The sequence below is a fragment of the Streptomyces sp. NPDC096176 genome (assembly GCF_044763255.1).
Lineage (GTDB): Bacteria > Actinomycetota > Actinomycetes > Streptomycetales > Streptomycetaceae > Streptomyces.
Genome location: NZ_JBIWFV010000007.1, coordinates 137,715 through 149,324 on the forward strand (window position 1 = coordinate 137,715; position 11,610 = coordinate 149,324).

Below are 11,610 nucleotides of genomic sequence, written 5' to 3' on the forward strand. Positions count from 1 at the left end.
CGCTTTTGATTGCAAGCGCGCTATTTCTCGTTTCGCTTCTAACGGCGGGCTTCAGGAGTTGAACATGGCTTGGTCCAGGCCAAGCCCTTGACGGCCCTTTACTTCACCTCTTAAATCACACAGTGAACTAAGCCTCTCCTGTCATATTCATGACAGGCACCCTTCCTCCCCACACCTCCGGAAGGGAGAGTCATGGACTCCCCGCGCTTCCCCCGGCGCCGACTCGCAGCCGTCGTGTCGGTCCTCGCTCTCGTCACGGTCGGTACCGGCCTGGCGAGCGGCACCCCCGCACCGCAGACGATCCCCGCCGCCCAGCCCGCGGCCCAGGCCGCCGCCGTAACCTTCTCCGACGACTTCGACGGCCCCGCCGGCTCCGCGGTCGACAGCGGCAAGTGGCAGATCGAGACCGGCGACAACGTCAACAACCATGAACGGCAGTACTACACGGCCGGCAATCGCAACGCCGCGCTCGACGGCCAAGGGCACCTGGTCATCACGGCCCGCCGCGAGAACCCCGGCAACTACCAGTGCTGGTACGGCCGTTGCGAGTACACCTCCGCCCGGCTGAACACGGCGGGCAAGTTCACCACCACCTATGGTCATGTCGAGGCACGGATGAAGATCCCGCGCGGGCAGGGCATGTGGCCCGCCTTCTGGATGCTCGGCAACGACATCGGTCAGGTCGGCTGGCCGAACTCGGGCGAGATAGACGTGATGGAGAACGTGGGCTTCGAGCCGTCCACGGTCCACGGCACCCTGCACGGTCCCGGCTACTCGGGTTCCGGCGGCATCGGCGCCGGCTACACCCTGCCCGGCGGTCAGGCGTTCGCCGACGCGTTCCACACCTTCGCCGTCGACTGGTCACCGAACAAGGTGACCTGGTCGGTCGACGGCAACGTCTACCAGACGCGTACGCCGGCCGATCTCGGCGGCCGGCAGTGGGTGTTCGACAAGCCGTTCTTCCTGGTCCTCAACCTCGCGGTCGGCGGCTACTGGCCCGGCGACCCCGACGGCAGCACGGTCTTCCCGCAGCAGCTCCTCGTCGACCATGTCCGGGTCACCACCGGTGACAGCCCCATGACCGGCGGTCCGATCACCGGGATCGGCGGCAAGTGCCTGGACGTGGCCGGCGCCGACACCGCCAATGGCACCCCGGTCCAGCTCTACGACTGCAACGGCACAGCCGCGCAACGCTGGAGCGGGGGCACCGACGGAACCATCAAGGCACTCGGCAAATGCCTCGACGTCGCCTCCGGCGGTGCCGCCGACGGCACCCCGGTCCAGCTCTGGGAATGCAACGGCTCCGCAGCCCAGCGCTGGGACGCCAACGCCGCGCGTGACATCGTCAACCCGCAGGCGACGAAGTGCCTGGACGCGACCGGCAACAGCTCCGCCAACGGAACCCGCGTGCAGATCTGGACCTGCTCCGGCGCCGCCAACCAGAAGTGGACGGTCACCCGATGAACGGCCCCGGCACCCGCCGGCCGATGCTGCGCCGAGCGCTCGACGCCGTGGCCACAGCCGCACGATCGAAGCGACACCAGGCGTCCGGGCGGCATGCCCAGGCACCCGGACGGCGCATACGGCCGCTGGCCGCGGCCGTCACCGCCGCCGCGGCCGTCTGCACGGTCGTCGTCGCCCTGCCGTCGTCGCAGGCGGCGCAGCCTTCACGGGCCGAAGCGGGCGCGGCGGCACTGCCGACCGGCTGGTCCACCGTCGTGGGCACCGGCAGCGGCAAATGCCTGGACGCCCGAGCCGCCGCCACCGCCAACGGCACGGTGGTGCAGCAGTACGCCTGCAACAACTCGACCGCCCAGCAGTGGAGCTTCACCGCGGCCGGCGACGGCTACGTCCGGATCAACAACCGCAACGACGCCGACCAGGTCGTGGACGTCTCCGACGTGTCGACGACCGACAACGCCGCCGTTCACCTGTGGACGTACGGCGGCGGCAACAACCAGCAGTGGCAGGCCGTGGACGAGGGCGGCGGCGCTTACCGCTTCGTCAACCGGCACAGCGGCAAGTGCCTGGACGTGCCGTCCGCCTCCACAGCCGACAGCGTCCAGCTCGTGCAGTACACCTGCAACGGGACGGCGGCCCAGCGATTCCAGGTGGCACCGGTGAGCACGTCGCCCGGAGACGTGGACCTCGGCCCGAACGTGGCCGTCTTCGATCCCTCGATGCCGTCGTCGACCATCCAGAGCCGACTTAACTCCATCTTCCAGCAGCAGGAGACGAACCAGTTCGGCCCCCAGCGCCATGCGGTGCTGTTCAAGCCCGGCACGTACAACAACGATGTCAACGTCGGCTTCTACACCCAGGTTCTCGGGCTCGGCCACTCGCCCGACTCCGTGACGATCAACGGTGCGGTGCACGTGGAGGCCGACTGGTTCCCGCCGCAGAACGCCACGCACAACTTCTGGCGCGGCGCGGAGAACATGTCGGTGAACCCGTCCGGCGGCACGGACCGGTGGGCCGTCTCCCAGGCCTCCGCCTACCGGCGCATGCATGTGCGGGGCAATCTGGCACTGGACGACGGCGGCTGGGCCAGCGGCGGCTTCATGGCCGACAGCAAGATAGTCGGTCAGGTGCGCTCCGGCACCCAGCAGCAGTGGCTGACCCGCAATTCCCAGCTCGGCTCCTGGACCGGATCCAACTGGAACATGGTCTTCGTCGGCAGTCAGGGCGTGCCGGGCAACACCTTCCCCAACCCGCCGTACACGACGGTGGACCGGACCCCGACCGTGCGGGAGAAGCCGTTCCTGTACGTGGACAACACCGGCGCGTACCAGGTGTTCGTTCCGGCGCTGCGGTCGGACTCCTCCGCGACCACCTGGGCGAACGGGAATGCCGCCGGCACCTCGCTTCCCATCGACCAGTTCTACGTCGTGAAGCCCGGCGCGAGCGCCGCACAGATCAACGCGGCGCTCGCCGAGGGCAAGAACCTGCTGGTCACCCCGGGTGTCTACCATCTGAATCAGACGCTGAAGGTGACCCGACCGGACACCGTGGTCCTCGGCCTCGGCCTGGCCACGTTCATCCCGGACAACGGCATCACCGCCATGACGGTCGCCGATGTCGACGGTGTGAAGATCGCCGGTGTCCTGTTCGACGCCGGCACGACCAACTCCCGGACACTCGTGGAAGTCGGCCCGACGGGATCCTCCGCCTCGCACGCCGCCAACCCGACCTCGCTGCACGACGTGTACTTCCGCGTCGGCGGCGCGGCGGTCGGCAAGGCGACCACGAGCCTTGTCGTCAACAGCGACAACGTCATCGGCGACCACATGTGGATCTGGCGCGGCGACCACGGCACCGGCATCGGCTGGAACACCAACACCGCGGACACCGGACTGGTCGTCAACGGCGACGACGTGACCATGTACGGCCTGTTCGTCGAGCACTACCAGAAGCACCAGACCATCTGGAACGGCAGCGGCGGACGCACGTACTTCTACCAGAACGAGATGCCCTACGACCCACCCAACCAGGCATCCTGGATGAACGGTTCGACGCAGGGCTACGCGGCATACAAGGTGGCGGACTCGGTGACCTCCCACGAGGCATACGGGCTCGGCAGTTACTGCTTCTTCAACGTCAACAACAGCGTGACGGCCGAGCGTGCCTTCGAGGTCCCGAACAAACCGAACGTGCGCTTCAGGAACATGGTGACCGTGTCCCTCGGCGGCACAGGCACCATCCGCCATGTGATCAACGACAGGGGCGGGCCCTCCAACTCGTCCACCCATGTGGCCAACCTGGTGAGCTACCCGTGACGCGCCTCGCAGCACGGCTGCTGATGCTGCTGGCGATGCTCCTGGGCACGTTGTTGGCACCGGCCCCGGCGGCATTCGCCGGCGCTGCCGCTCCCGACTTCAAAGTGGTCGCCTTCTACAACGGGACGTGGGACGCGGCGCACATCAACTTCGTCAAGGAGTCCAACGAGTGGTTCCCACGCACGGCCGCCGACCACAACTTCAGCTACACGGCGAGCACTGACTGGGATCTGCTGACGAACGGAGGGGTGAACGCGTACGACGTGGTGCTGTTCCTCGACGACGCACCTCCGTCGGCGTCGCAGCGGGCCGGGTTCGAGCGCTACATGCGGTCCGGCGGGGCGTGGCTCGGCTTCCACGTCTCGGCGTTCACCACGAACGCCGGGAGCTGGCCCTGGTACTACAACCAGTTCCTCGGGAGCGGGAACTTCAGGTCCAACACCTGGGGCCCGACGACCACGGTCATGCGTACGGAGGACCGCAGCCACCCCACGACCGGGCGACTGCCGGCGTCGTGGGCCTCGTCGGTCAGCGAGTGGTACAGCTGGTCGAACGATCTGCGCAAGAACCCGGACATCAAGATCCTCGCCTCGGTCGACCCGGTGAGCTTCCCGCTGGGTACGGACCCGAACCAGTCCTGGTACAGCGGCTACTACCCGCTCCTGTGGACCAACACCCAGTACAAGATGCTGTACGCGAACTTCGGGCACAACGCCATGGACTACAGCTCGAACACGCCGCTGTCCTCGACGTTCGCGAGCGAGACACAGAACCGCTTCCTGATCGACGGGCTCAAGTGGCTCGGCGACAGACCGGCAGGGCAGAGCTTCCAGCGGAACGTTCAGCGCTGAGCCCGCTTCCGCCGCAGGCCCGGGCACCCGTCCCACGGGTGCCCGGGCCTGCGGCGTCCCCGGGCGACCGCCCCGCCGCCCGGCAGCCGGACACGGCGCGATAGCGTCAGGCGGCATCGATGATCGGAGTCGTACGGATGGCCCGCATACTCAGCGTCTCGGACAGCGTCGTGATCGACGCCGCGCCCTCGGTGATCTACGCGCAGGTGAGCAACCCTGCCCTGATGGGGCGCTGGAGCCCCGAGAACCGCGGCGCGACGGTGCGTGACGGCAGCGAGCGGGCCTATGTGGGGATGGTCTTCGACGGCCGCAACACCCGCGGCCCGCTGAGCTGGACCACCCGCTGCACGGTCACGGCAGCCGACCCGGGCGCGCGGTTCGCCTTCCGGGTCCGCGCCATCGGCCGGCGCCGGCCCGTGCTCCCCGGCCGCATCGCCACGTGGGAGTACCGCTTCGAGCCCGCCGCGGCCGGCGGCACGCGGGTGACGGAGACCTGGATCGACGACCGCCGCGCCTGGCCAGACTTCCTGGCCAACGCGTTCGACAAGGCGGCGACACGGGGGCATACATTCGCCGAGTTCCAGCGCCGCAACATCCGCACGACGCTGGAGAACCTGAAGACGGCGTTGGAGTCGGATGCCGCGTAGGGCCGGGGCAGGGCGGCGGAAGGGGGCCGTGCCGGAGGGACCAGGAGCCGGGCGCGGTGCGCGGGACCGTGCCGAGCGTCGGACAGCACCGGGAGGGGTCGGCCGGGCCCGGGGCCGGGTCAGTCGGTGGTGATCCCCTGGGCGGTGTGTGCGAGGGCGTCGAGGACCGGGCTGATGAGCGGGTGCGTCTCCGCCCCGCGGCGTACCGCGGCGAAGACGCGCCGCGTGGGCGCCGGGCCCGCGACGGGGCGGACGACCGTGTCACGCAGCTCCATGCCGCGCAGCGCGGAACGCGGCACCAGCGCGACTCCGGCGCCCGCTCCGGCGAGAGCGACGACGGCGCGGAAGTCGTCGGAGGAGTGCACGAGCCGCGGCTCGAAACCGGCCAGCTCGCACGCCAGCAGGACCATGTCGTGGCAGGGGTTGCCCGGGTAGGGGCCGATCCAGTCGCTGTCGCCGAACGCAGCCAACTCCACGCGCTCCTGCGCGGCCAGCGGATGATCGGCGCGCAGGACCGCGTCGAAGGGCTCCGCGTAGAGCGGGACCCGTGCGAGCCGCCGGTCGTCCGCGCCGGGCGCTCCCCGGTACTCCACCGCGACGGCGAGGTCCGCCTCTCCGTCGAGTACGAGCGGCAGGCTCTCGTCGCCCTCCGCGTCCCGTACCCGCACGCGAATGCGGGGGCGGGCCTGCGACAGCTGGTCCATGGCCGGCGCGACGACCTCGGCGATGCCCGTGGCGAACGCGGCGACGGTCACCTCTCCGGCCGCGCCGCCCGCGTACGCGGCGAGCTCGGCCTCGGCCCGTTCCAGCTGGGCAAGGACCGCGTGCGTGTGGGTCAGCAGGATCTCGCCCGCCGCCGTCAGCCGCACCCCCTTGCCGCTGCGGATCAGCAGGGCGTGGCCGGTCTCCTGCTCGAGGGCGTTGAGCTGCTGGGAAACGGCGGAGGGGGTCAGATACAGCGCGGAGGCCGCAGCGGTCACCGTACGGTGGTCCGCCACGGCCCGCAGAATACGCAGCCGGCGGGGGTCGATCACCCGGCCATTGTCGCGCGTGCGTCGACGAAGGCCGCCACCGCCCGCTCCACGTCCTTGGTGGAGTGCGCGGCGGACAGCTGGACGCGGATGCGTGCCTGCCCCATGGGGACGACCGGGTACGAGAAACCGATGACGTACACGCCGCGCTCGAGCAGCAGTTCTGCCATCCGGCCGGCCTCGGCGGCGTCGCCGATCATGACGGGGGCGATGGCGTGGTCGCCGGGCAGGATCTCGAAGCCCGCCTCGGTCATCCTGGTACGGAACAGCTCGGTGTTGGCGGCGAGTTTCTCCCGCAGGTCCCCGGCCGACTCCAGCAGGTCGAGGACCTTGAGGGAGGCGGCGGCGATCACGGGGGCGAGGGAGTTGGAGAAGAGGTAGGGGCGGGACCGCTGACGCAGCAGCTCGACGATCTCCGCTCGTGCGGCGACATAGCCGCCCGAGGCGCCGCCCAGTGCCTTGCCGAGGGTGCCGGTGATGATGTCGACACGGTCCATCACGCCGTGCAGTTCCGGCGTGCCCCGGCCGCCCGGGCCGACGAAGCCGACGGCGTGCGAGTCGTCGACCATGACCATGGCGTCGTAGCGGTCGGCCAGGTCGCAGATCTCTGCGAGCGGGGCGACGTAGCCGTCCATGGAGAAGACACCGTCGGTGACGACCAGGCGGCGGCGGGCGTCCTGGGTCTCCTTGAGCTGCTGCTCGAGATCCGCGAGGTCGCGGTTGGCGTAGCGGTGGCGGCGGGCCTTGGACAGGCGGATGCCGTCGATGATGGAGGCGTGGTTGAGGGCGTCGGAGATGACGGCGTCCTCGGGGCCGAGGAGGGTCTCGAAGACTCCGCCGTTGGCGTCGAAGCAGGAGGAGTAGAGGATCGTGTCCTCCTGGCCGAGGAACGCGGCGAGGCGCTGCTCGAGCTCCTTGTGGATCTCCTGGGTGCCGCAGATGAAGCGGACGGACGCCATGCCGTAGCCCCACCGGTCGAGCGCGTCCTTGGCTGCGGCAACGACGTCGGGGTGGTCGGCGAGGCCGAGGTAGTTGTTGGCGCAGAAGTTGAGGACGTCGCCGGGCGCGCCGCCGGCGGTGACGCCCACCGAGGCGCTCTGGGGGGTGCCGATGACACGCTCGGGCTTGTAAAGGCCCGCGTCGCGGATCTCGTCGAGGGTGGCGCGGAGTTCGTCGCGGACGGACACGTACATGAGGGGTTCTCCTAGGTCTGCGGACGCAGGGGTGCGGGACTCAGACGGTCCAGTCGAGGATGATCTTGCCGCTGCGGGCGGTCGCGGCCTCGTCGAAGGCGGCGTCGAAGTCCTGGTAGCCGTAGCTGCCGGTGATCACTGGGCTGAGGTCGAGGCCGCCCTCGAGGAGGACCGTCATCGCGTACCAGGTCTCGAACATCTCGCGTCCGTAGATGCCCTTGATGGTGATCATCGACGTGACGATCCGGGACCAGTCGACGGCGAACTCCTGCGCCGGGAGGCCGAGCATCGCGATGCGGCCGCCGTGCGTCATGTTGTCGACCATGTCGCGCATGGCCTCAGGGCGTCCTGACATCTCGAGGCCGATGTCGAAGCCTTCCTTGAGCCCCAGTTGCCGCTGCGCCGCGGCGATGTCGGTCTCCGCGACATTGACCGCGAGTGTCGCTCCGACCTTGCGGGCGAGCGCGAGACGGGATTCGCTGACGTCGGTGATGACGACGTTGCGCGCACCGGCGTGCCGGGCGACGGCCGCGGCCATGATGCCGATGGGGCCGGCGCCGGTGATCAGCACGTCCTCACCGACGAGCGGGAAGGAGAGGGCGGTGTGCACGGCATTGCCGAACGGGTCGAAGATCGCGGCGACATCGAGGTCCACCTCGGTGCGGTGCACCCACACGTTGGACGCGGGGAGTGCGACGTACTCCGCGAACGCTCCGTCGCGGCCGACGCCGAGACCGATGGTGCTGCGGCACAGGTGGCGGCGGCCGGCCAGGCAGTTGCGGCACTTGCCGCACACCAGGTGCCCCTCGCCGCTGACGATGTCACCGACCGCGATGTCCTGGACGTCCGCACCGACGGCGGCGACCTCGCCCACGAACTCGTGACCGAGGACCCGCGGCGTCGTGACGGCCTGCTGGGCCCAGCCGTCCCACGACCTGATGTGCAGGTCGGTGCCGCAGATGCCGGTGCGCAGCACCTTGATCAGCACATCCGAGGGCCCGGTCTCCGGCTCCGGCACGTCCATGAGCCAGAGGCCGGGCTCGGCATGCTGCTTGACAAGTGCCTTCATCGGTGCGGCTCCAGGCGAGGTGACGGGAGGGACGGTCCAACTGATCCGTTACCGAAAATACGGCCCCGATCAATGGACGGGCTCCAATCTGCCCAGCTCGGAGCGTCACGTCCATCGAGGTTTTCTTAAGCGGGCCAACAGCGCAGCTTCATGCCCGCCCCGCCTTTCTGCGCCACAGCCTGCCGAGCAGGCCCCGTGGCACACCGCGCGACCGGCCCGGCGCCGCCGGCCCGGGTGCCCGCCGAACCGGGTCGGGGCCACTCGAGACTGTCGGTGACGGCGGTCTCGTGATCCGCGGCCGGGGCTTCGGCTCCGGGCGCGGGGCCGGGGAGTGCTCGCGCGCCTCCCGCAACGCGTCGACGAGGCTCACCCCGTGCCACAGGATCTCGTCGGGGTGGTCGGCCAGCAGCAGTCGCTCCACGATCTCCCGGCCGGCGGGGGACTTCGGCAGCACGGGCGCGAGGTCCGGTCGCAGTACACGCAGATGGGAACGCTCGTAGGGGTCGGGCACCACGTCGGCCGTCGTCACCGGGTCGAGCACGGCCGCGATCGCAGCAGCCCTGTGCCAGGGATCGGAGGTGACGTGCAGCAGCCGGCCGAGCCGGCGTCCCCGCCAGTTGCGCGGTCGCCGGTCCTCGCCCGCCTCGAGCGCGGCTCGGATCCGCGGCGGTGTCACGCCGGTCAGCAACTCGGCATGCTCCCGGGCGAAGTCGGCCACCTCTTCGGCGAGATAGAGCCACACGACCGCGTGATAGCGATTGACGTAGAACCGGACCGGAGCGAAGTGGCCGGTGCGGGCGAGTCTGAGGAACCGGCCCTGGCTGATCGCGGCGAGCTCGGCCCCTTCAGCCGTGCCCACCGTCCGCAGCCGCTTCCGGAGGGTGGCGGGGAAGCCCGGCTCGCCGTGGAGACGGTCGATCTCCTGCCGGTCGATCCGGGGTGGTCCCCCGCTCGCCTCCGGTGGCGAGCCCACTTCACCCAGCTGGAGCGCCAGGTCCAATTCGCCGCGCCTGAGGCCCAGTTCCTGGGCTGCCCGGCCGAGCGCGAGGCCGCGGCGGGCTGCATTCCGTACTGCCATGACGATCTCCCCCGGGAGCTGTGAATACTCTCGGTGACGACCGTAGCCCGAAGCTGCGACATCCCGCCCTGGCCTGTGGACAACTCCTCGAGCCGCAGGTGAAAGGCAGTCCGAAGGATGTCAGAAGGGGCTGCCACCGGGCTGCCGCGCCGCGACGCCGAGGTGCTCGCCCACCCGGTTGACCATCAGCGTCATCTCGTACGCCACCTGCCCGACGTCCGCCTCCGCGGCGCTGAGCACGCACAGACAGCTGCCTTCGCCCGCCGCCGTCACGAAAAGCAGGGCTTCGTCGAACTCGACCATCGTCTGGCGCGCCCGGCCCGCACGGAAGTGCCGGCCGGACCCTCTCGCGAGGGAGTGCAGACCTGAGGAGACGGCGGCGAGGTGTTCCGCGTCCTCGCGGGCGAGTCCGGTGCTGGCGCCTGTCACCAGACCGTCGTTGGACAGCACGAGTGCGTGCCTGATGTGTTCGACCCGTTGCGTCAGGTCGTCCAGCAGCCAGTCGAGTCCCTTGTCCAACGCCATGGTCCGTCGTCCTCCCCGCTATTGCGTTCCCCGTGGCCTCGCGTTTGCCCGTAAGCCTTTCGCACGGGGCGGCGCAGGGCAAGGTGCGCCGGCTCCCGGAAGCCGTCACTGCGGCGGTGCGACCGTGTCGAGCATCCGTGCCGTGTGCACGCGCCCGGCGTATTCGACGAGGCGCACGAGCACCTCCTTGCCCGAGTCGCGTTTCCTCGCGTCGCACAGGACAACGGGCGTTCCCTCATCGAGATCGAGGGCGCGGGAGACGTCCTGGGCGGCGAAGGTCCGGGCACCGGGGAAGCAGTTCACGGCGACGACGAACGGGATCCGGCGGTGTTCGAAGTAGTCGACTGCGGGAAAGCAGTCGCACAGCCGGCGGGTGTCGGCGAGGACGACGGCGCCGAGGGCCCCCTGCGAGAGCTCGTCCCACAGGAACCAGAAACGGTCCTGGCCCGGTGTGCCGAAGAGGTACAGCGACAGCCCGGAGCGGATGGTGATGCGCCCGAAGTCCATGGCGACGGTCGTCGTGGTCTTGCGGTCGACGCCCTCGGTGTCGTCGACGGTGCGGCCTGCCCGGCTGAGCTGTTCCTCGGTGCGCAGTGGCCGGATCTCGCTGACCGCGCCGACCAGGGTGGTCTTGCCGACGCCGAAGCCGCCGGCGACGAGGATCTTCAACGCCAGGGCGGTGGTGTCCTCATCGGTGCTGTCCAGGGTCTGGGAGTCCATCGGTCGCTTCTCTCCGGTGTGGTTGTGCGGGTCTGAATGCCCGGGGCGGCAGGAAGGCACCGGGACCGGCGCCTGGGTCGGCGCCTGGAAATTCGATGTCCGACCGGCAACGGGTCGGCGATGATCGGGGCATGCATGTCTTCCTGGAGACCGACCGTCTGACGCTGCGTGCCTTCACGAACGCCGATGCCGGTCATGTGCGCTGCGTCGTCGACGACCCCGAGGTCATGCGCTGCATCAACGGCGGCCGCCCGTCCTCGGAGGGGGAGGTCGAGGGCGAGATGTTGCCGCGTTTCCTCCACCGCTGGCCCTGCCTCGGCCGGCCGGGCTTCTGGGCGGCCGAGGACCGCGGCTCCGGGGCGTTCCTCGGCTGGTTCGTCTTCCGCCCCGAGGCCGACGACAGCTGTCGGGAGATCGAGCTGGGGTACCGTCTGGTCCGCGCCGCTTGGGGGCGAGGACTGGCGACGGAGGGGTCGCGGGCACTGATCGACAAGGGTTTCTCCGAGCTGGGTGTGGAGCGGGTGACCGCCAACACGATGACGGTCAACACCCGTTCGCGTCGGGTGATGGAGAAGTCCGGCCTGAGCTTTGTGCGCACCTTCTTCGAGGAGTGGCCCGATGTGATCGAGGGCTCCGAACGGGGGGACGTTGAGTACGCGCTGACCCGGGCGGAGTGGGAGCACCGCACGTCCCGGAGCTGACCGACCGCCGCACGTCCTG

The 11,610-nt window shown here is 69.7% G+C and carries 10 protein-coding genes and 1 pseudogene; 5 read left to right on the top strand and 6 right to left on the bottom strand.

Annotation, left to right across the window (positions count from 1 at the left end; genetic code table 11):
• Positions 1–192: 192 nt before the first annotated feature.
• From ACIQ7Q_RS20850 to ACIQ7Q_RS20865, 4 genes and pseudogenes are all read left to right on the top strand, one after another.
• Entirely contained in the window at positions 193–1,464 is a 1,272-nt protein-coding gene (locus ACIQ7Q_RS20850) for a ricin-type beta-trefoil lectin domain protein (protein WP_403863932.1), read from the top strand.
• Positions 1,461–3,776: an RICIN domain-containing protein gene (locus ACIQ7Q_RS20855; protein WP_403863935.1), complete on the top strand. Its 2,316-nt coding sequence runs from the start codon at positions 1,461–1,463 to the stop codon at positions 3,774–3,776. Before ACIQ7Q_RS20850 ends, ACIQ7Q_RS20855 begins: the two co-directional genes overlap by 4 nt.
• Positions 3,777–3,799: 23 nt before the next feature.
• Positions 3,800–4,597: pseudogene (locus tag ACIQ7Q_RS20860) on the top strand (ThuA domain-containing protein); the annotation flags it as partial.
• Between the two features lie 167 nt (positions 4,598–4,764).
• A complete protein-coding gene (locus ACIQ7Q_RS20865) occupies positions 4,765–5,274 on the top strand; it encodes an SRPBCC family protein (RefSeq protein ID WP_403863938.1) in 510 nt (169 codons plus the stop codon).
• Between the two features lie 119 nt (positions 5,275–5,393).
• Here ACIQ7Q_RS20865 and ACIQ7Q_RS20870 read toward each other — a convergent pair whose 3' ends face one another.
• The 6 genes from ACIQ7Q_RS20870 to ACIQ7Q_RS20895 form a co-directional block, all read right to left on the bottom strand.
• Entirely contained in the window at positions 5,394–6,308 is a 915-nt protein-coding gene (locus tag ACIQ7Q_RS20870) for a LysR family transcriptional regulator (protein ID WP_403863942.1), read from the bottom strand.
• Positions 6,305–7,498, bottom strand: coding sequence for a glycine C-acetyltransferase (locus tag ACIQ7Q_RS20875; protein WP_403863945.1), 1,194 nt, complete (start codon positions 7,496–7,498; stop codon positions 6,305–6,307). The genes ACIQ7Q_RS20870 and ACIQ7Q_RS20875 overlap by 4 nt, the downstream gene beginning before the upstream one ends.
• Positions 7,499–7,538: 40 nt before the next feature.
• A complete protein-coding gene (gene tdh, locus ACIQ7Q_RS20880; RefSeq protein WP_403863948.1) occupies positions 7,539–8,567 on the bottom strand; it encodes an L-threonine 3-dehydrogenase in 1,029 nt (342 codons plus the stop codon).
• Between the two features lie 148 nt (positions 8,568–8,715).
• Positions 8,716–9,645 carry a DUF6397 family protein gene (locus ACIQ7Q_RS20885; protein ID WP_403863951.1) on the bottom strand — a complete coding sequence of 310 codons (930 nt, stop codon included), beginning with the start codon at positions 9,643–9,645 and terminating at the stop codon, positions 8,716–8,718.
• A gap of 120 nt (positions 9,646–9,765) precedes the next feature.
• Positions 9,766–10,170, bottom strand: coding sequence for a roadblock/LC7 domain-containing protein (locus ACIQ7Q_RS20890; protein ID WP_356637835.1), 405 nt, complete (start codon positions 10,168–10,170; stop codon positions 9,766–9,768).
• A gap of 105 nt (positions 10,171–10,275) precedes the next feature.
• On the bottom strand, positions 10,276–10,890 hold the full coding sequence (locus ACIQ7Q_RS20895; RefSeq protein ID WP_403863955.1) for a GTP-binding protein: 615 nt from the start codon (positions 10,888–10,890) through the stop codon (positions 10,276–10,278).
• Between the two features lie 131 nt (positions 10,891–11,021).
• On the opposite strand from ACIQ7Q_RS20895, the gene ACIQ7Q_RS20900 reads away from it, so the two are divergent.
• Positions 11,022–11,591 carry a GNAT family N-acetyltransferase gene (locus ACIQ7Q_RS20900; RefSeq protein ID WP_403863958.1) on the top strand — a complete coding sequence of 190 codons (570 nt, stop codon included), beginning with the start codon at positions 11,022–11,024 and terminating at the stop codon, positions 11,589–11,591.
• Positions 11,592–11,610: the final 19 nt, after the last annotated feature.

Coding starts and splice junctions, on each gene's coding strand:
- ACIQ7Q_RS20895 (WP_403863955.1), bottom strand. CDS start 10,890: ATGGACTCCCAGACCCTGGACAGCACCGATGAGGACACCACCGCCCTG.
- ACIQ7Q_RS20885 (WP_403863951.1), bottom strand. CDS start 9,645: ATGGCAGTACGGAATGCAGCCCGCCGCGGCCTCGCGCTCGGCCGGGCA.
- ACIQ7Q_RS20865 (WP_403863938.1), top strand. CDS start 4,765: ATGGCCCGCATACTCAGCGTCTCGGACAGCGTCGTGATCGACGCCGCG.
- ACIQ7Q_RS20890 (WP_356637835.1), bottom strand. CDS start 10,170: ATGGCGTTGGACAAGGGACTCGACTGGCTGCTGGACGACCTGACGCAA.
- ACIQ7Q_RS20900 (WP_403863958.1), top strand. CDS start 11,022: ATGCATGTCTTCCTGGAGACCGACCGTCTGACGCTGCGTGCCTTCACG.
- ACIQ7Q_RS20850 (WP_403863932.1), top strand. CDS start 193: ATGGACTCCCCGCGCTTCCCCCGGCGCCGACTCGCAGCCGTCGTGTCG.
- tdh (WP_403863948.1), bottom strand. CDS start 8,567: ATGAAGGCACTTGTCAAGCAGCATGCCGAGCCCGGCCTCTGGCTCATG.
- ACIQ7Q_RS20875 (WP_403863945.1), bottom strand. CDS start 7,498: ATGTACGTGTCCGTCCGCGACGAACTCCGCGCCACCCTCGACGAGATC.
- ACIQ7Q_RS20855 (WP_403863935.1), top strand. CDS start 1,461: ATGAACGGCCCCGGCACCCGCCGGCCGATGCTGCGCCGAGCGCTCGAC.